Source organism: uncultured Shimia sp. (assembly GCF_947493595.1).
Lineage (GTDB): Bacteria > Pseudomonadota > Alphaproteobacteria > Rhodobacterales > Rhodobacteraceae > Shimia.
In genome coordinates, this window is record NZ_CANLRL010000003.1 from 457,751 (window position 1) to 475,027 (window position 17,277).

The 17,277-nt window shown below is 60.0% G+C and carries 20 protein-coding genes; 8 read left to right on the forward strand and 12 right to left on the reverse strand.

Translation table 11 applies throughout. The annotated features are described in order from the left end of the window. Positions 1–21 precede the first annotated feature (21 nt). Positions 22–183 carry a hypothetical protein gene (locus Q0955_RS11110; RefSeq protein WP_299424260.1) on the reverse strand — a complete coding sequence of 54 codons (162 nt, stop codon included), beginning with the start codon at positions 181–183 and terminating at the stop codon, positions 22–24. Positions 184–502: 319 nt separating this feature from the next. Here Q0955_RS11110 and pgsA point away from each other — a divergent pair, with 319 nt between their 5' ends. The 3 genes from pgsA to Q0955_RS11125 are packed head-to-tail and all read left to right on the forward strand — an operon-like array spanning position 503 to position 1,867. Continuing rightward, the gene (gene pgsA / locus Q0955_RS11115) at positions 503–1,162 is read left to right on the forward strand and encodes a CDP-diacylglycerol--glycerol-3-phosphate 3-phosphatidyltransferase (protein ID WP_299424261.1); all 660 of its coding nucleotides are present in this window, start codon (positions 503–505) and stop codon (positions 1,160–1,162) included. A 5-nt stretch (positions 1,163–1,167) separates the two neighbouring features. After that, the gene (moaD, locus tag Q0955_RS11120) at positions 1,168–1,413 is read left to right on the forward strand and encodes a molybdopterin converting factor subunit 1 (RefSeq protein ID WP_299424263.1); all 246 of its coding nucleotides are present in this window, start codon (positions 1,168–1,170) and stop codon (positions 1,411–1,413) included. A 10-nt stretch (positions 1,414–1,423) separates the two neighbouring features. Continuing rightward, a complete protein-coding gene (locus Q0955_RS11125; protein WP_299424264.1) occupies positions 1,424–1,867 on the forward strand; it encodes a molybdenum cofactor biosynthesis protein MoaE in 444 nt (147 codons plus the stop codon). 138 nt (positions 1,868–2,005) lie between these two features. On the opposite strand, the gene Q0955_RS11130 is transcribed toward Q0955_RS11125, so the two are convergent. Then, on the reverse strand, positions 2,006–3,388 hold the full coding sequence (locus Q0955_RS11130; protein WP_299424266.1) for an aminotransferase class V-fold PLP-dependent enzyme: 1,383 nt from the start codon (positions 3,386–3,388) through the stop codon (positions 2,006–2,008). A 72-nt stretch (positions 3,389–3,460) separates the two neighbouring features. Between Q0955_RS11130 and Q0955_RS11135 the strand changes: the two genes are divergently transcribed. Next, positions 3,461–3,760 carry a metalloregulator ArsR/SmtB family transcription factor gene (locus Q0955_RS11135; RefSeq protein WP_299424268.1) on the forward strand — a complete coding sequence of 100 codons (300 nt, stop codon included), beginning with the start codon at positions 3,461–3,463 and terminating at the stop codon, positions 3,758–3,760. A gap of 5 nt (positions 3,761–3,765) precedes the next feature. On the opposite strand, the gene lepB is transcribed toward Q0955_RS11135, so the two are convergent. The 4 genes from lepB to ubiA form a co-directional block, all read right to left on the reverse strand. Further along, complete coding sequence (gene lepB / locus Q0955_RS11140; protein WP_366140680.1) at positions 3,766–4,779, reverse strand: signal peptidase I; 1,014 nt, start codon at positions 4,777–4,779, stop codon at positions 3,766–3,768. Positions 4,780–4,877: 98 nt separating this feature from the next. After that, positions 4,878–5,204, reverse strand: coding sequence for a hypothetical protein (locus tag Q0955_RS11150; RefSeq protein WP_164644634.1), 327 nt, complete (start codon positions 5,202–5,204; stop codon positions 4,878–4,880). Beyond that, entirely contained in the window at positions 5,191–7,353 is a 2,163-nt protein-coding gene (locus Q0955_RS11155; RefSeq protein ID WP_299424273.1) for an OmpA family protein, read from the reverse strand. The genes Q0955_RS11150 and Q0955_RS11155 overlap by 14 nt, the downstream gene beginning before the upstream one ends. Positions 7,354–7,414: 61 nt before the next feature. After that, positions 7,415–8,380: a 4-hydroxybenzoate octaprenyltransferase gene (gene ubiA, locus Q0955_RS11160; protein ID WP_299424274.1), complete on the reverse strand. Its 966-nt coding sequence runs from the start codon at positions 8,378–8,380 to the stop codon at positions 7,415–7,417. 12 nt (positions 8,381–8,392) lie between these two features. Here ubiA and Q0955_RS11165 point away from each other — a divergent pair, with 12 nt between their 5' ends. From Q0955_RS11165 to Q0955_RS11180, 4 genes are all read left to right on the forward strand, one after another. Next, positions 8,393–9,118, forward strand: a complete 726-nt coding sequence (locus Q0955_RS11165; RefSeq protein ID WP_299424275.1) for a 16S rRNA (uracil(1498)-N(3))-methyltransferase — start codon at positions 8,393–8,395, stop codon at positions 9,116–9,118. Continuing rightward, the gene (locus tag Q0955_RS11170) at positions 9,115–9,966 is read left to right on the forward strand and encodes a GNAT family N-acetyltransferase (RefSeq protein ID WP_299424276.1); all 852 of its coding nucleotides are present in this window, start codon (positions 9,115–9,117) and stop codon (positions 9,964–9,966) included. The genes Q0955_RS11165 and Q0955_RS11170 overlap by 4 nt, the downstream gene beginning before the upstream one ends. Before the next feature lie 131 nt (positions 9,967–10,097). After that, positions 10,098–10,607 (forward strand): hypothetical protein, encoded by a 510-nt coding sequence (locus tag Q0955_RS11175; RefSeq protein WP_299424278.1) that lies wholly within the window; start codon positions 10,098–10,100, stop codon positions 10,605–10,607. A gap of 63 nt (positions 10,608–10,670) precedes the next feature. Continuing rightward, positions 10,671–12,041, forward strand: coding sequence for a glutamate--cysteine ligase (locus Q0955_RS11180; protein WP_299424279.1), 1,371 nt, complete (start codon positions 10,671–10,673; stop codon positions 12,039–12,041). A 25-nt stretch (positions 12,042–12,066) separates the two neighbouring features. Here Q0955_RS11180 and Q0955_RS11185 read toward each other — a convergent pair whose 3' ends face one another. From Q0955_RS11185 to Q0955_RS11210, 6 genes are all read right to left on the reverse strand, one after another. Then, complete coding sequence (locus Q0955_RS11185) at positions 12,067–12,507, reverse strand: hypothetical protein (protein ID WP_299424280.1); 441 nt, start codon at positions 12,505–12,507, stop codon at positions 12,067–12,069. A 20-nt stretch (positions 12,508–12,527) separates the two neighbouring features. Further along, entirely contained in the window at positions 12,528–13,010 is a 483-nt protein-coding gene (locus Q0955_RS11190) for a hypothetical protein (protein WP_299424282.1), read from the reverse strand. A 75-nt stretch (positions 13,011–13,085) separates the two neighbouring features. Then, positions 13,086–13,541, reverse strand: a complete 456-nt coding sequence (locus Q0955_RS11195; protein ID WP_299424283.1) for a hypothetical protein — start codon at positions 13,539–13,541, stop codon at positions 13,086–13,088. A 146-nt stretch (positions 13,542–13,687) separates the two neighbouring features. Continuing rightward, the gene (locus Q0955_RS11200; protein WP_299424285.1) at positions 13,688–14,149 is read right to left on the reverse strand and encodes a hypothetical protein; all 462 of its coding nucleotides are present in this window, start codon (positions 14,147–14,149) and stop codon (positions 13,688–13,690) included. A gap of 165 nt (positions 14,150–14,314) precedes the next feature. Next, positions 14,315–14,755 (reverse strand): hypothetical protein, encoded by a 441-nt coding sequence (locus Q0955_RS11205; protein ID WP_299424286.1) that lies wholly within the window; start codon positions 14,753–14,755, stop codon positions 14,315–14,317. A gap of 97 nt (positions 14,756–14,852) precedes the next feature. Beyond that, positions 14,853–17,225, reverse strand: coding sequence for a 1-deoxy-D-xylulose-5-phosphate synthase N-terminal domain-containing protein (locus tag Q0955_RS11210; protein ID WP_299424288.1), 2,373 nt, complete (start codon positions 17,223–17,225; stop codon positions 14,853–14,855). Between the last annotated feature and the right edge of the window lie 52 nt (positions 17,226–17,277).

The following is a 17,277-nucleotide window of genomic DNA, read 5'->3' on the forward strand; positions in this document are numbered from 1 at the left end:
CCTGCGCGCGGTGGGTGTTGCCTAAGCAGGCACTTTGCCGCGCAGCACGAGGTTTTCCACAATCTGTTCGACAAACCCAACCATGCCATCGGGGCCTGAGGCGCGGTCCTTGAGGTGGATCGACAGGTCGGGGCGGCGGGTGGCGATCAGGCCAATCAGGTCGCCGCGCGTGTCGTCATCCATGCTCGCGCCCATAATGACGCAGCAAATGCGCGGTTCGGTGTCCAACTGGCGGATGACTTCGCCGTGATCGTGTGCGCCAAGCTATTGAATGGGCAGGTGGTCAAGTTGGCGCGGGACGGCACCAATCACGTTGGGCAGCTTTCCAACAAGCAATACAACAGGTTGCATAAGAGTATCTCCTCTGACGATGTGCGCTCGAGGGTCTTGCCCGTTCTGCCTCGTGTGAGTGTAGCACAGTTTTGTGGGCTCTGGGTCATGGTTGCGACACCGCGTCACAATCGCGCTTCCCCTGACGCGGGAGACAGGCTAAGTCAGGGGCATGACCTGGACCATTCCCAACATCCTTTCTGTGATGCGCCTGTTTGCAGCCCCGATGGTTGCTGTGATGTTTCTCTATTTTGAAAGGCCTTACGCGGATTGGTTTGCGCTGATGCTGTTTTTGGTGGCCGCCGTAACCGATTGGTTTGACGGCTATCTGGCGCGGTTGTGGAAGCAGGAAACCAAGCTGGGCGCGATGATGGACCCGATTGCTGATAAGGCGATGGTGGTGATCGCGCTGATGGTCATCGTAGGCTATAGCTCCATGTCGCCTTGGCTGGTGCTGCCAGCCACCGTGATCTTGTTCCGCGAAGTGTTTGTCTCAGGCCTGCGTGAGTTCCTTGGCGATACTGCCGGAACGCTGAAGGTGACCAAGCTGGCAAAGTGGAAAACGGCGACGCAAATGGTTGCGATTGCGTTCCTTTTTGGCCAGGGCGTGTTTGAGCATTACCTTGGCATGTCGGCCTGGGGCATGGATTTGGCGCTGTTTGATCAGATCATGGCGGGCGAGGTGGAAGACCTGCAAGGGCTGCGTTGGAAACACACCGGGATGGTGTGGAGCGGCTGGGTAGGACTTTTGTTGCTGTGGATTGCGGCCGCGTTGACCGCTATCACGGGTATTGATTACTTCAATAAAGCCAAGCCGCATCTAAAGGATTGATCACAATGGATGTTCTCTATTTTGCATGGGTGCGCGAGCGCATTGGTATCCCGAAAGAAAAGGTCGAGACCAACGCCACAACGGTGATGCAGTTGGTCGAAGAACTGAAGACACGCGAAGAGCGGTATGAGGTGGCTTTCTCGGATTTGAGCGCCTTGCGTGTGGCGATCGATCAGGAATTGACTGACTTTGATGCACCCCTTGAGGGCGTGCGTGAAGTGGCGTTTTTCCCACCAATGACAGGCGGTTAAGAGGTCTCTCATGCGCGTCGTTGTCCAGGAAGAGCCGTTTGATTTTGGCCATGAGGCGCAGGCTTTTGCCAGCGGGCACAGCAATATGGGCGCGATTGTCACCTTCACCGGTGTGGTGCGCGATGCCGACAAGGGCGGCATGGATCGGATGGTGATTGAACACTATCCCGGAATGACCCAGAAGGCGCTGGAGAAGATTGCCGAAGAGGCCGTAAGTCGTTGGGATCTTGGGGATGTTTTGGTCATCCACCGCCATGGCGAGCTGCGTCAGGGCGATATGATCATGATGGTGGCGACCGCGTCGCGGCATCGGGTGAATGCCTTTGAGGCGGCGGAATATCTGATGGATTACCTGAAGTCCCGCGCGCCGTTCTGGAAGAAAGAATACACCGCAGATGGGGCCGAGTGGGTTGCGGCCAAAGACGAAGATGAGGACGCGCTGAGCCGCTGGTGATGTTGGTGCGTTAACCTGCGGGTTTGGTTCGTTTTGGACGTCGGTATTTTGTCGGTATCGCGGCTGTTTTGCGGAGGTGCGCGTTTTTACGGCCGCGCGGCAGGCGAGTGTAAACCCGCCGCGCGGTGCAACGCCGTTTTAGGCAACAGCTTTTGAGTTGAGAACCGCCTCTCGCGCTTTGACGATAGCGGCGATTAGCCGGTCGATGTCGGCCTCTGTTGTGGCCCAGTTGGAAACACTCAGGCGGAAGCCGTTTTGGCCTTGCCAGGCGGCGGCGCCAAACCATGCCTCGCCGGACGCCTGCACCTCCGCCGTGATGGCGGCGCAGAGGTCTGGGCTGCCGGGCAAGGTCACAAACACCTGATTGAAGTGCACGTCGTGTGGGACGCTGAAGCCTTCATTGCGCAGTGCCGCCGCGAGGCGGGTGGCCTTGCTGTGGAAGCCCATGATCATGTCGCTGAGGCCCTCTCGGCCAAGGGAGAGCAGGGCGGCGTAGGTTTCCGTGCCTCGGGCTGCGCGGCTGAACTCTGGCGTCAGGTCGGCGGGTGAGGGATAGGTGGGCGGCAGATAGGCGGCGCCGATCGCCATGGAGGCACGCATCTCTTCGGGATGGCGGCAGAGGGCCAGACCGGAGTCATAGGGCGCGTTGAGAGTTTTGTGGGCGTCCACCACCCAGCTGTCGGCTTTCTCCAAACCGGCTAGGTCATCGGCCAGGTCGGGCACAGCGCGGGCCCAGAGGCCGAAGGCACCATCGACATGCAACCACGCGCCCGCAGCCTGGCAGATGTCGGCGATTTCCCCAATCGGATCAAAGGCGCCGGTACAGACGTTACCCGCCTGTGCCAACACAATGCAGGAGGCATCAAGTTGGGGCAGTTTGTCGGCACGCATGCGGCCTTGGGTGTCGGTGGGGACACGTTCGATATTGTCGGAGCCAAGGCCAATCAGGCGCAGGGATTTGAGCACAGTGGCGTGGATCTCGGCGCTGGCGATCACGCGCAGGTTTGGCGCGCCGAGCAGGCCTTTGCCACGGGGATGGCCGAGGCGGGCCAGCAAGGTGTCACGGGCAGTGGCCAGCAGGGTCATGTTGGCCATGGTCGCGCCGGTGGTGAAGGCACCTTCGGTTTCTGCGGGCAGGTTCAGGAGGTCGATGATCCAGCGCACGGCGGTTTTTTCCATCTGCATCACAGAAGGGCCGGTGTCCGCATTGGCGCATTGGTCCCAGGCGGAAAGGAGCGCGCGGGCACCGGAGGCGGCGGGCAGTGCGCCGCCGATGACGTAGCCGAAGTAGCGGCCTGCGGCGGTGGCGACGGTTCCGGGGCTGCCAGCGTCTTGCATCAGGGAGAGCACGTCGTTGGGGCTGTGGCCGTGTTTGGGGAGCGAGATGTCGAGCGCGGGGAACTGGGCCGTGTCTGCGTTTACTTGGCGGTCGGAGAGGGTGTTCAGGTAGTCTTCGCCAAGTTTTGCGCCTTGGGCGAAGGCTTGGGCTTGGCGGGCGAGGGGATCTGAGGCTATGTTCATATCGAGATCAGTCTATATAGGGAATCATCTATATTGATAATTGGCGATACGGAGCAAGAGTCAACTGAGTCGGTGACGGCGCAGGCAAAAGTCTTTGCCGCGCTGTCCAGCCCGGTGCGCTTGCAGATCATGCTTTGGCTGCTGGACCCGCGTCCACATTTTGCGCCGCAGGTGGATGGAGATTTGGTTGAGGATGGCGTTTGTGTGGGACGGATTGTCGAAAAGCTGGACCTGTCGCAACCCACGGTGAGCGCGCATATGAAAAAACTGAGCGCCGCCGGATTGGTGCGCGGCAAGAAGATCAACAACTGGATTTTCTATAAGCCGCAGCGGGATGTGCTGCAGGCGGCTGGGGTGGTGTTGGAGCGTTAGACTTGCTACCGCACCGGATGCCAGAGGCGATCCCAGCGCCATTGTGACAGATCCTGATAGCTTTCGCCTGAGGTCGAAAATGCGACACGAAACAGCTTGTGCGTGACATTGGGGATCGGCACAAAGCCAACGCCGCGCGCGAAAAGGGGAACGCGGCTGTCGGAGGCATTGTCGCGGTTGTCACCCAACACAAACACATGGCCCTCCGGCACGGTGTAGATGCCGGTGTTGTCGGCCTGACTTCGGGCGATGTTTAGGATCTGGTGACGGTGGCCATTGGGCAAGGCTTCCTCGAACAGTTCTTTGGAGCAAGTGCCGCCGATTCCGACCGGGCCGTTGGCGCAGCGGGGAAGGAGTTGTAACGGGCCTTGTGGTTGGAACAGTTCGTCAAAGCTGCCCTGCGCGGTTTGCTGTGCCGGTGTGTCGTTGATGTGCAGGACGCTATCCATCATTTGGATGCGGTCCCCCGGCAAGCCAATTACGCGGGCGACAATTTCGTATCCGGTGGCCGGGTGGGCAAACAAAACGACGTCACCTGCGGCTACGGTGGCACCAACAATCTGACGGGCAAGGGCAAAGTCGCCCGCCAACAAGGTGGGTTTCATACTGCCTGAGGGGATGGTGTAGGGTGCCCAGAAAGCGCGGGACAGACCCAGGACAACCAACAGTAACAAAATGGTTTGGCCGATGCGGTGGGTCCAATGCGCTGGCCATGTATCGTCAGATTGGGCCTTGGGGCGGGGGATGCCAATGGCAAAGGTGACCAGAAAGCCAAGGAAAGGAATGGCGACCAAAAGGCTCCAATAGCCGGATGCGCCAAAGCTGTGTAGGCGGCGCACGAGGAGCGGCCAAAGTAGAAATTGGGCCGTCGTCAGGGTGGTCAAGGCCACCCAAGACGGCAGTGCGCCGATGTCTTTGAGAACAAATGCAGCGACTTGGCAGGACAGTGCCAAAAGGAGCGCAATCCAATAGGGCTTGCGGTTGAGCGTGCCGCTCCAGTCAAACGGGGAATAGCGCATCGGTGTCCAACTTGAAGTCTATAAAAACTTGTGTTGGACTGTGAGGCGACTGTGACGGTCGTGCATCCTTAAAGTGAAGTCGGTCTCTGATGCGGGCCTTACGCCCCGCCGAGATGCTCCACGTGGTTGCGCAGCTCTTCGGCCTCTTGCCGGGCGTCGCGCAGGCCGTCCATGGCGGCGCGTAACTCTGCTTCGGTCTGGGTGAGCTGATTGGTCAGCTCGGCCTCGCGCTGTTGCAGGTAGGTGATCGCCTGATCGCGGGTCTCTTCGGCTTCGTGCAGCTCCTGGGACATGCGCTCCAGCTGGTCGACGTCAGACTGCGCGACGCGGGTGAAGCGGTGCACCAGCCAATTGGCAAACCAGCCCATGCAGAAAGCCACAAACAGAATGACGGCGGTGGTCAGGATGAACTCAATTCTGGTCATTTGTCTCGTCCTCTGCGCCGTCTTCTGGTGCGGCGTTGTCTGTCGATGTGTCGTCTGTTGCGGCATCTGCGCCCGTGTCCGCTGTGGCGTCTGCCTCGGTGGCAGGGGCGTCGGCAGCTGTGTCTTCGGTGGCCGTGTCCTCAGAAGCGGTTGCCTCGTCGGCGGTCTCGCTTGCGGCTTCTGGCGCTGCCGCGCCAGTGTCCTCTGACGTGGCTTCGGGGGTGTCCGCCCCGGTGGCGTCTGCTTCGCTTTCGCTTGCCGTTGCCTCAGTTTCGGTGGCCTCGGCATCTGCGGCTTCGGCACCTTCCTCTGCGGCTGCCTCGGCCTGTTCCTCTTCTGGCACGATGCGGACAAATTCGATGCGGCGGTTGGCTTCGCGGCCTTCGGCGGTGTCGTTGTCAGCAATGGGCTGGCTTTCGCCATAGCCAAGCGCGAGGAAACCTTTGGTCAACACGCGGCGTTCTTGCAGCGCGGTCAGAACTGCCAGCGCGCGGGTTTGCGACAGGGCCTGGTTCATGCTTTCGCGGCCCTGGCTGTCGGTGTGGCCCTGGATCTCGATTTGCAGGTCGGGACAGGCGTTGAGCTCTTCGGCCAGCTTGTCGATGATCGCGGCGGCGCTTTCGTCCAGCGTGCCTTTGCCTGGTTCAAAGGCAATTTTGGTCTCGTCCTGAAGCGCTTGGATATTGGCCATGCATTCTTCATTGGTCGGCAGACCTGCCAGCGGGTCGAGGGTCTCGACATAGGTGACATTGATCGCGAAGTGGTCGGTCTGGCTCAGTTTGGCGGCCAGAAGCTGCGCAATGCGGGCGTTGGTTTCGGTGTTGCCGGTATTGCCCGTGATGGAAACGGCCTCCGGGGTCACAATCAGCGAGCCGTTGTTGAGCATGGTGAGCGCATCCAGCCCAGCCATCACGCGGAAGGGCCAGGTGGGGGGAAGGGTTTCATCCAGGCGGGTCGCCATATGCACGGTTTCGGTGCCAAAGCGGGCGCGGGCGTAGCTGTCGGTGGTGTCGCGCGCAATGTCGTTGGGCAGGCGGCCGCGCAGCTGCACCAGACCTTCAGGGCTGAGCGTGGCGGTGAATTCCTGCGCTTCGGCGCCATTGTCGTCAGCTTCGGGTGTTGGCGGCAACGTCGCCAAGAGGGCAAAGGCTTCTGGCAGGGTGCCTTCGAGTTCGCCAACCACACGGTCAAACAGCGCCTGATCGGTGCCCATTTGTGCGGTCAATGTTACGTCGGCATCAGAAAAGGTTAGCGTGCCGCCGCCCAACTCGTTGAGACCGCGAATGGCGGTGGACACGGCGTCTCCCCACTTGGTGGAAGGCACGCCAAGGCCAATCACACATTCCACATTGTCCGTCAGACCTGCGGCGCGGGCGGCGGTCAGGATTTTGGCGCGGGCCTTGTCGGTGTCCGCAGAGCAGGCGTCAAAGCGGGCGATCTCGCCGTCTTTGACAAGGCGCAGCGTGAAGGGGGTGATCACCGGACGAGGGGCGGAGATGTTCAGGTTGATCTCTACGCCGGTGGGCGCGCGGCGGGTGAGGTCAATTTCCAGCTCTGCGCGCGCTTCTGGACTGTCCGCCATGGCGGTGACATCCACGCGCCCTGCTTTCACGGAGATTTTCGAGCGCGGCAGGTCTTTGAGCGCGGCGATGGCAAAGCGGGTGGCGGAGGACCAGCCGGACGGTGCTGCGTAATCTGCGGTTTCCAATAGGTCCGCAACTTCGCCATTGGCAGAGATGCTTTTGAGCTCGCGCAACATGCGCGCACGGTCCGCGCTTTCCGGGATCAGGCCGATCAGGGAGATGCCTGCATCGTTGCGCAGGATTTCCACGGAGAAACGGGGCGGCGCGATGGCGGCGGTGGCGGGCACTTCCATGTTGTCAATCACACGGGCGGCATCGACGATGCGGCCTGCGGCGGAGATCGCTTTGAAGCGGTCGGCCTCGGAAGGTGCCACGCCCGCAAGAAAGATTTGCAGACCTTCGGCATGCACTTCGGCCCAGTCCATGCCGGACTTGGACAGCTCGTGCTCTACCGTGGTTTTAGAGGTGTCTTCGATCAGGTCAGCAGACAGGCTCGCGGCGACAAGGCTGAGCAGCCCAGCCGTGGCGAAGGTAACAAACAGGATGAGGAGGGAAGAAAGTCGCATTCAGAAAGTGTGGTCCGTCCAGTGGTGCATGGTTGATACGGGGTTCTGCCCCGGCTTGCAATCACAGGAAAAATGCGACGGCGAAAAACAGCAGAGGGATCAGGCCGGTGTCGCGGTTGGCGCGGAACAGGCGCAGCAGCACGGCGGTGTCGTCGGTGTCCAGTTGGCGCAGCTGCCATTGCATGTGCCACCCCATGGCCAGCGGGCCGAGCAGGGCGACGGCCATTGCGGCGGGGCTGTGCTCGATGGTGACCATCAAAACGGCAAAGCCAAACAGCATGATTGTGAGTGTCAAAAAGCCCTGCAGCCATTGTGGAGTGTTTTGGCCAAACAGACGTGCGGTGGATTTTACACCGATGAGGGCGTCGTCTTCGGTGTCTTGGTGGGCATAGATGGTGTCGTAGAACAGGGTCCAAGCAATGCCGGCGACATACAGGATCACGGCGGGCCAAGCGAGGCTGCCGGTGTGGGCGGTCCAGGCCAGCAGGGCACCCCAGTTGAAGGCGAGGCCCAGGAAGACCTGCGGCCACCAGGTGAAGCGTTTGGCAAAGGGGTAGATCGCCACGGGGACCAGAGAGGCGATGCCGAGCAGGATGGCATTGACGTTGAACGTCAGCAGGATGGCGGCGGAGATCAGGGTTTGCAGCGCCATCCAGACAGCGGCCTGTTTGGTGGTGACTTGGCCTGATGGGATCGGACGCGAGCGGGTACGGGCGACCTTGGCGTCAATGTCACGGTCGGTGATGTCGTTCCACGTACAGCCAGCGCCGCGCATGAGGAACGCGCCCATGGCGCAGCCGACGGCGATCCAGAGGTCATGCTGCGTGGCCTGGCCGTCACTGAGCATCGCCAGACCGAGGCTCATCCAGCACGGCAGAAGCAGCAGCCATGTGCCAATTGGGCGGTCGGCGCGTGAGAGGCGCAGGTAGGGGCGGGACCAGGCGGGTGCGAGGTGGTCGACCCAATTGCCTTTCACAGCGTCAGAAACTTGCCCCTTGGGGTCTTCCTTTGCGGGCGTGTCGGCCATATGTCGGTTCCCATGAAACAGGCAAAAGTCAGACTGTATGTAGAGCAGGGCTTGGGGGAAGGGCAAACCATTCCTCTGACCAAAGAGCAAGCGCATTACCTTTTTGGCGTGATGCGCATGGCAGTGGGTGATCCGGTGCTATTGTTTAACGGGCGGGATGGTGAGTGGCGCTGTGCCGTGACTGTGGCGAATAAACGCAATGGAGAACTGGTGTGTGAAGCGCAGACCAAGCCGTTGCAGATGCCGCCGGACTTGTGGCTGTGCTTTGCGCCGATCAAGAAGGCGCGCACCGATTTTATCGTTGAGAAAGCGGCTGAAATGGGCGCGGCGCGGATTGTGCCGGTCTCAACCGACTTCACCAATAGCGAGCGTATTCGGCAGGACCGATTGCAGGCCCATGCGGTTGAGGCTGCGGAGCAATGTGGCGGGACCTATGTGCCGGAGGTCAGCGATCTGGTGAAGCTGGATCGGTTGCTGGCGGAGTGGCCCGAGGGGCGGCAGTTGATGTTCTGTGACGAGGCCGAGGTTGGCAGTGCCAAGCGGTTGGCGGCATCAGAGGGTGGACCTTGGGCGATTTTGATTGGGCCGGAAGGTGGGTTTTCTGATGCTGAACGGGCGCGGTTGAGGGCCTTGCCGTTTGCGCATGTGGTGAGCCTGGGGCCACGGGTTTTGCGGGCGGATACGGCGGCTGTGGCGGCGATGACCTTGTGGCAACAGAGCCTTGGGGATTGGCAGTGAGCTGGCGCGCGGTCACGGAAGCGGACCTTGCGTGGATTGAGCCGTTTCTGCGGGAGCATGTGCAGAGCTCGATGTTCTTTTTGAGTAATCTCAATGAGCATGGGATATGCGGCACTGCTGATCGCGCGATGCGTATTTGGGCTTTGGACGATGAGCGCAGGGGGCTTTTTGCCCTGTCCAATGGCGGCATGATCTTGATGCAAGCTCCGGATGCCACGAAAGAAGATTGGCAAGCGACACGTGCCTTTTGGGCGCAGCGGGAGCTGATTGGCTGTTTGGGAGACGGCGCGCAGGTAGCGCCGTTTTTTGAGGCGACGGGCATGGGCGACCGGCCGATGTCACTGAATGAAGACGAGCCGGGTTATTGGCTGGAGCTGGCGCAGCTCAAGGTGCCGGAGTGTGACGGGTTCAGCATGGTGCCGCTTGGCGAAGAGCTCTGGGCTTTGGCGGTGGAGTGGCGCACGGCCTATCATGGCGAGGTTCTGGGCACGCCGACACATAAATGTGCCGAAGTGGCAGCGCAGGATATTGCCCGCTGTATAGAACGAGACACGCACCGCATTTTGTTGAGGGATGGCGTGCCGGTTGCCAAAACCGGGTTTAACGCCACCTTGCCGGACACGGTGCAGATTGGCGGGGTCTATACGCCGCCGGAGTTGCGCGGGCAGGGGCTGGCGCGGCGGGCAGTGGCACTGCATCTGCAGGAAGCACGGGACAAAGGCGCGACGCGGGCCATTTTGTTTGCAGCCAATGAAGCGGCGGCGCGGGCCTATGAGTCTATTGGGTTTGAGCGCAATGGGACGTTTTCGTTGATGATGTTTATGGCGGACGAGGATGTGGAAGCGTGAGTTTTCGGCACTTCTGCGTTGGAAAAGAAGGCAGCGACTGACCCTGGGTGGGTGCGATAGCGCCCTCCCGTGGGGAGGGTCGGGCGCTGCCAGGCCTAGCGGCCCGGCGGAACTTTGAGGAGGCAAACGAAATGACATTCATTCGACCTGAGGCCCGCGCGGCGGTGGCGCAGTGGCGGGAAGCCTTGGTGGGCGCTGCGGTGCTGCTGCTTGGCCTGTGGTGGGCCAGTGGTTTTGGTGTGATGAAATGGCTCGGCATTGGCCTGGTTGCGGTGGGCGCGGTGCTGATCGTGAGCGGTCTGCAACGTGGTCGGTTTCGGATTGGCAAAGGTGGTCCGGGCGTGGTGCAGGTGGACGAGGGTGAGGTGGCTTACTTTGGCCCGCTCAATGGCGGCAGTGTCGCCATTCGCAGCCTGAGCCGATTGGTGTTGGACGGGCGCAGCAAGCCTGCGGTCTGGGCGCTGTATCAACCGGGGCAAGCGCCGTTGCATATACCTGTAAATGCGGAAGGCTCTGATGCGTTGTTTGATGCCTTTGCCTCACTTGAGGGCATCCGAACGGAACACATGTTGGCCAAGCTCAAGGCCACGCCGGATCAACCGGTCGTGATCTGGGCCAAATCAGACCCCCGGTTGCATTGACACCGGTAAAATTTACGATCACGACTACTGTCCCAAGCGAGTTTGCAGGAGCGGAGCAAGCCTATGTCTATCCCACAGTCCGGCGGCGGGCCGATCGAACATCACGATCAGCTGGCTGAATATCTCAGCGATGGCTGCAAACCCAAAGAAGACTGGCGTATTGGCACCGAACACGAGAAGTTTGGCTATTGCAAAGACACGCTAAAGCCACTGCCATACGAGGGCGAACGCTCCATTTTGGCGGTGCTGGAAGGTCTGCGTGACGGGCACGGCTGGGCGCCGGTGGAAGAAGGCGGCAAGCTGATTGGGCTGGAAAAAGACGGCGCTAATGTGAGCCTAGAGCCCGGTGGACAGTTGGAGCTGTCGGGTGCGCCGCTGGAGACTATCCACCAGACCTGTGATGAGGTGAACCAACACCTGACAGATGTGAAAGACATCGCGGATAAGATTGGTGTGGGTTTCATCGGTCTGGGGGCGGCGCCGATCTGGAGCCACGAGGATATGCCTTTGATGCCCAAAGGCCGCTACAAGCTGATGGACAGCTATATGGGCAAGGTCGGCACCATGGGCACAACCATGATGCGCCGCACCTGCACGGTGCAGGTGAACCTGGATTTTGCCAGTGAGCCGGACATGGTGCAAAAGCTGCGGGTTGCCTTGGCGCTGCAACCGGTGGCCAATGCGCTGTTTGCCAATTCGCCGTTTTTGGATGGCAAACCCAACGGAGTAAAATCCACCCGTGGCCTGGTCTGGCGCAATTTGGATGATGCGCGCACAGGTATGTTGCCGTTTGTGTTTGAGGATGGCTTTGGTTTTGAGGCCTGGGTGCAATATGCGCTCGATGTGCCGATGTATTTTGTCTATCGCGATGGCACATACGTCAACGCGCTGGGCATGTCGTTCCGCGACTTCCTTAAAGGCGAGCTGCCTGCGTTGCCCGGTGAGAAGCCGACGCTGAGCGATTGGGCGGATCATTTGACCACCGCCTTCCCTGAGGCGCGGATCAAGAAGTTCATGGAAATGCGCGGCGCGGACGGTGGTCCGTGGCGGCGGCTGTGTGCGTTGCCGGCGTTCTGGGTTGGTCTGATGTATGATCAATCCTCGCTGGATGCAGCCTGGGATCTGGTGAAAGGCTGGGATGCGGAGACGCGTGAAGCCTTGCGTGTGGCCGCCAGTGAAGACGGGCTTCAAGCGCAGGTTGGCACCATCAAGATGCATGATCTGGCGCGGGAAGTGTTGAAGATTTCCGAAGCGGGCTTGGTGGCGCGTGGCATGGCTGGTGCTGGCGGCTTGGTGCCCAATGAGACCCATTTCTTAAACGCGCTGAAAGAGAGCGTGGAGAGTGGCAAAGTGCCGGCGGATGAATTGCTGGAGCGCTATCACGGCGACTGGAACGGCGATCTGAGCCAGATCTACGGTGAGTATAGCTACTGATTTTGGCGAAAGGGACGCCGCTGGCTTAGAGCAGGTGGCGTTCCTGGTTTCCATGATCAGGGAAATATTTGAGGCACTCTTCTGGCAAGTTGAGTGTTGCGAGCATTTCTGGATAGCCGGGCACAACATGTAAGCGGATCGGGATGTTTTTGGCCGCGATGAGGCCCTCATACATGAGGATCGCCGGCTCAGACACTTTTGTGCTGCCAACCAAACAAATGTCGATTGGGCTGTCTAAGCTGCCATGCGCTTCGTTTGAGCGCCTGGTAAAATCATTCATTTCGTCATAGCCAATCTCAAAAGAGGTGACCCGGAAAAAATCGCTGACCTCGGACATGCCGGGTTGGTAGTCTGGGCGCTGGTAGCAGGCCTGTGTTTCGTCAAACAGTTCCTGAGGTGTGACCCGGCCCGAATAGACAATGTGGACAAGGTTTAAGTCAGGGATTGGCGTAAGGCTGACGGGCATCAGGGGCTTTCAGGTGGCGGTCAAAGTAAGTGGCTTTCCTGCCGACAAAAGTCGGGCAAGTGTTGCAGGCCTTCAGGGGGGAGGTTCAAAACGGCCAAGACTTCTGGGTAGCCAGGCACAACATCCACATGGAAAGGGGCGTTGCTGGCGGCGGAGAGGTTTTCATACATCGCCATGGCGGCGGCGGTGACCTGGGTTTCGCCAACCAGAACCAACTGAATGGGCGTGGTCACGTCGCGGTAGGTTTCCATGGTTTTCTGAGCGTAAGCCATCATCTCGTCAAAGCCGATATCCACTTCGGTTACCTGGGACAGGTCGTTCACCGCGGGCATGCCCATGACAAAGGCGGGGTTTTGATGGCGCTTGGTTTGCTCGTCAAAAAGATCCTGGATGGTCACCCGTCCCGAATAGACATTATGCACAATTTTTAACTCGGGAATAACGGAAACGCTGATCGGCAATTCAAAATCCTTTTCAGCAGTTTGCGGCACATTGGATACCATTTCAAGCGTAGCGGGCAATATGGTTCGAGCGCGCCACCTAGGGGCGTTTGGGGGCGGCGAAGGCTGAGACCCGCTTTAGGAGGACATGCGGGTGAGCAAATGCGCCTCACTTTGACAGTCCTCAGGGAACAGTTCGATGGTTTCCGGTGGCAGGTCCAGAATGGCAAGCACGTCCGGGAAACCCTGCAGGATGTCGACGCTGGCCATGCCGTCTTCTAGATCGGACAGTGACCGGAACATCTCCGCCAGCCAGGTGCTTTGTTCGTTGCTACAAACAATGAAGATATGCACCGGTTCGCCGCGTTCGCGGTGGCGTTCTTGCACCCTTGCGGTGAAGGCCTTCATGTCGTCAAAGCCAACATCAAAATCCACAAGGTTGAGCATGTCCAAGACCATATGCATGCCGGGATAGAAGTCTGGGTTGGCGTGCAGGGCTTGGGACGAGTCGGTGAATTCTTTAAACGTCACGCAGCCTGTGAACCGGCTATAGACCAGCGGTGCTGGGGTTAGCAGGTGGCTTTCAATCGGCATGGACACTCCTTAGTTTGGCGCCGTGTCGGTTCTGGCCGGGGTGCACCGGCTGCTCTCAGGATGCGAGGAGCACCCGCCTGTGTCAAGTGGTCGCAGGCGCGGCGGTGATGGACGTTGGGTCGGAGCGTGTTGTGCTGTGTGGCGTGCTAAGAGCTCAGACGGTTCAGTAGGTGAGACTCGGTTTGGCAATCCTCGGGGAAGAGTTTGATGGTGTCCGGCGGCATGTCGAGCAGGGCAAGGACTTCGGGAAAGCCGTGCAGGATTTCAATGCTGGCCAGACCGGGTTCCAGGTCAGCCAGTGCACGGAACATCTCGGCCAGCCACCTGCCCTGTTCGCTGCTGCAGACAATAAAGATATGCACTTGCTTTCCGCGGTCGCGATGGCGGTTTCGGGTCAGAGTGGCAAAATCCCTCATCTGGTCAAAACCGATGTCAAAATCGGTGACATCGAGCATGTCGACAACAGTGTGGGTGCCGGGTTTGAACCCTGGGTCTGCGTGCAGCGCCAAAGAGGATGTGGTGAGTTCATCCATGGTGACGTGGCCGGAAAACCGTCGGTAGGCCAGTGGGGCGGGATTTAGGATTTTGTTCTCAATTGGCATGAGCATCCTTGGTCAGTTGGTCCGTGGTGCTGCGGAACATACGGTTGGTCCAGCATGGAAGGACCGTGTCGCACGGTCAAGTGACCCCTGCGGCACCTTGGGGAGACTGTTTACACCACCTCCATTTAGTATTCCAAAATTGGAATGCAATGTCGGTGTGGCAAGCAGACCTCAGAGCAGATGGGTTTCATCCAGACAATGGGCGGGAAGCTCTGCGATTTGCTCTTCGGATAGGTCCAATCCGGCAAAGATCTCCGGATAGCCGGGCATGACGTTGATGTTGACGTTGCTGTTCATGGATTCGGCAAAAGCGATGTACATTTCGGCGATGGAAAAACCGAGTTTGTTTTGGTCCAGCAAGCACAGGTTGAGAGGTTTGGGGTTGGCGCGGTGGAACTCTGTATAGACAGTGGTGAATTCCAGCATGTCGTCATAGCCGGCTTGCATGTCTGTCACACCGCGAAAATCGCCCACTTCGGTCATGCCGCGGATGTAGTCGGGGTGTTGGTACATGCCATTGAGTGCTGTCCAGAGTTCGCCCGGCCCAACCGTGTCATATAGCTCAACATGAATGAGGGCGGCTTTGGGCAGGAGTTTGGCGCGAACTGGCAAGCGGGATCCTCTTAGGCTGGCGTTGGATCAGCATGCGGAACAGGGGGCTGCGCCGTCAAGAGGTGGGCCGCGCAGCACGGGGCTGCGCAGCGTGGCTTTAGGCTTGGGGTTGCAAGCTGCGACCAGCGGTCAAAGCGTTGATGCGGGACACAATGGTTGCGGCGTCCAGACCGTGATGGCGGTAGAGATCGCCGATGGTGCCGGTTTGGCCAAAGTGCTCCACCCCAAGCGGCAATGTTTGGTGACCCTGTACGGCGCCGAGCCAGCTGAGCGTGGCCGGGTGGCCGTCGATCACCGTCAGCAGGCGGCAATGTGGCGGCAGATCACACAAAAGCCGCTCGATGTGGCTTTGGGCCGACATTTGCCCGCGCGCACGGGCACGTTGGGCGGCGGTCCAACCGGCGTTGAGGCGGTCGGCTGAGGTGACGGCCAACACGCCGATGTCGCGGCGGTCATTGGCGATTTGTCCGGCGGCTTTGATGGCTTCCGGCGCGACGGAACCCTGGTAGGCAATCACCACCTCGCAGTTGGGACCGGGTTTGCGCAGCCAGTAGGCGCCGTCGATGGCACCTTGCTTGAAGGCATCATCATGGCGTTTGCCGGGTTGCTCGATAGGGTTGGTGGTGAGGCGGAGATAGACGGAGCCGCCGGTTTCGTCGCGCAGCCAGGTGCGCTCGTCTGGGTCGCCTTCGCCGTCGCGTTGCAGGTAGTCAAAGGCCCATTGCATGAGTACGGCCAGCTCATCGGCAAAGGCAGGCTCAAACGAGGCCAAACCGTCCTGCGACATGCCGATCAATGGTGAGGCGATGGATTGGTGCGCGCCGCCTTCGGGGGCGAGGGTCACGCCAGAAGGGGTGCCGACCAGCAGGAAACGGGCGTCTTGGTAGCAGGCGTAGTTGAGCGCATCGAGGCCACGGGAGACAAAGGGATCATAGACGGTGCCGATGGGGATAAGGCGTTTGCCGAACAGGGAGTGGGAAAGGCCTGCGGCCCCCAGCAGGAGCATCAGGTTCATTTCGGCAATGCCTAACTCGATGTGCTGGCCCTCCGGCGTGAACTCCCATTTGGCTGTTGAGGGAATGCGGTGCTCGATGAAGGCATCGGCTTGGGCTTCGCGGGCAAAAAGCTTGCGGCGGTTGACCCATGGGCCGAGGTTGGTGGTGCCGGTCACATCGGGCGAGGTGGTCACGATGCGGGACGCCAGCGCGCTGTCGCCTTTGGAGAGGTCATCGAGGATCTTGCCAAAAGCCATTTGCGTGGAGGTCTCGCGGTCGCTGTCGAGTGAGATTGCAGGCACAGGCAGTTTGGCATCGGAGAAGCGGCGTGGGCCTTGGGCAAAGAACGGCACTTCAGACAGAAAATCGCGCAGGGCGGCGGGGTCGGTGACGGTGGCCATCGGCTCCCATTCCTGACCTTCGGCCACACCCATGTGTTTTTGCCACGTGGCCATCTGCGTTTTGTTCATCAGACCGCCGTGGTTGTCTTTGTGGCCTGCAATCGGCGTGCCCCAGCCTTTGATGGTGTAGGCCAGAAAACAGGTGGGGCGGTCGTGGTCGATGGCGGCGAAGGTCTCCGCCATGGTTTCCACACAGTTGCCGCCGAGGTTTTCCATCAGTTCGGCCAGCTCTTCGTCGCTGCGCCGGTCCAGAAGTGCTGTGACGTCGCCTTGGTCGCCCAAGTCGTCCATCAGGTGTTTGCGCCAGACTGCGCCGCCCATGAAGGTCAGCGCGGAGTAGTCTTGGTTGGGGCAGCTGTCGATCCAGTCGCGCAGTTTGTCACCGCCGGGTTCCGCAAAGGCGGCGCGTTGCAGGGCACCGTATTTTACGCGCACCACGTCCCAGCCAAAGGCGTCAAAGATCTTTTCGACGCGTTCAAACAGGCCCTCGCGGACAATACCGTCGAGGCTTTGGCGGTTGTAGTCGATGATCCACCAGGTGTTGCGCAGGTCGTTTTTCCAACCCTCTTGCAGGGCCTCATAGACGTTGCCTTCGTCCAGTTCCGCATCCCCCACCAGTGCAACCATGCGGCCCTGCGGCGCGTCTGAGCCCCAGTCTTTGGCGGTGATGTAGTCTTGGATCAGCGAGGCAAAGGAGGTGATCGCCACGCCAAGACCCACGGAGCCGGTGGAGAAATCCACATCGTCGATGTCTTTGGTGCGGCTGGGGTAGCTTTGCACGCCGCCAAAGCCGCGGAAGTTTTCCATTTTCTCGCGGGTCTGATTGCCCATCAGGTATTGCATGGCGTGAAAGATCGGCGAGGCGTGGGGTTTCACGGCAAGGCGGTCTTCGGGCTTGAGCGTGGCAAAGTAGAGCGCGGTCATGATCGAGACCATGGAAGCCGAGCTGGCCTGGTGGCCGCCGATCTTGATGCCGTCTTCTTTAGGGCGGATATGGTTGGCGTTGTGGATCATCCAATGGGACAGCCACAGCAGGCGTTGTTCGATGGTCTTCAGATGCTGGGTGTCGGTCATTGTCTGGCTCCGGTGGGCAATTGGGGAGAGTGGCCTTGGCGCAAGTGTAGCA

Coding starts and splice junctions, on each gene's coding strand:
- Q0955_RS11185 (WP_299424280.1), bottom strand. CDS start 12,507: ATGCCCGTCAGCCTTACGCCAATCCCTGACTTAAACCTTGTCCACATT.
- Q0955_RS11150 (WP_164644634.1), bottom strand. CDS start 5,204: ATGACCAGAATTGAGTTCATCCTGACCACCGCCGTCATTCTGTTTGTG.
- ubiA (WP_299424274.1), bottom strand. CDS start 8,380: ATGGCCGACACGCCCGCAAAGGAAGACCCCAAGGGGCAAGTTTCTGAC.
- Q0955_RS11195 (WP_299424283.1), bottom strand. CDS start 13,541: ATGCCGATTGAAAGCCACCTGCTAACCCCAGCACCGCTGGTCTATAGC.
- Q0955_RS11155 (WP_299424273.1), bottom strand. CDS start 7,353: ATGCGACTTTCTTCCCTCCTCATCCTGTTTGTTACCTTCGCCACGGCT.
- Q0955_RS11125 (WP_299424264.1), top strand. CDS start 1,424: ATGCGCGTCGTTGTCCAGGAAGAGCCGTTTGATTTTGGCCATGAGGCG.
- Q0955_RS11110 (WP_299424260.1), bottom strand. CDS start 183: ATGGATGACGACACGCGCGGCGACCTGATTGGCCTGATCGCCACCCGC.
- Q0955_RS11130 (WP_299424266.1), bottom strand. CDS start 3,388: ATGAACATAGCCTCAGATCCCCTCGCCCGCCAAGCCCAAGCCTTCGCC.
- pgsA (WP_299424261.1), top strand. CDS start 503: ATGACCTGGACCATTCCCAACATCCTTTCTGTGATGCGCCTGTTTGCA.
- Q0955_RS11190 (WP_299424282.1), bottom strand. CDS start 13,010: ATGGTATCCAATGTGCCGCAAACTGCTGAAAAGGATTTTGAATTGCCG.
- Q0955_RS11210 (WP_299424288.1), bottom strand. CDS start 17,225: ATGACCGACACCCAGCATCTGAAGACCATCGAACAACGCCTGCTGTGG.
- Q0955_RS11180 (WP_299424279.1), top strand. CDS start 10,671: ATGTCTATCCCACAGTCCGGCGGCGGGCCGATCGAACATCACGATCAG.
- Q0955_RS11175 (WP_299424278.1), top strand. CDS start 10,098: ATGACATTCATTCGACCTGAGGCCCGCGCGGCGGTGGCGCAGTGGCGG.
- lepB (WP_366140680.1), bottom strand. CDS start 4,779: ATGCGCTATTCCCCGTTTGACTGGAGCGGCACGCTCAACCGCAAGCCC.
- moaD (WP_299424263.1), top strand. CDS start 1,168: ATGGATGTTCTCTATTTTGCATGGGTGCGCGAGCGCATTGGTATCCCG.
- Q0955_RS11200 (WP_299424285.1), bottom strand. CDS start 14,149: ATGCTCATGCCAATTGAGAACAAAATCCTAAATCCCGCCCCACTGGCC.
- Q0955_RS11165 (WP_299424275.1), top strand. CDS start 8,393: ATGAAACAGGCAAAAGTCAGACTGTATGTAGAGCAGGGCTTGGGGGAA.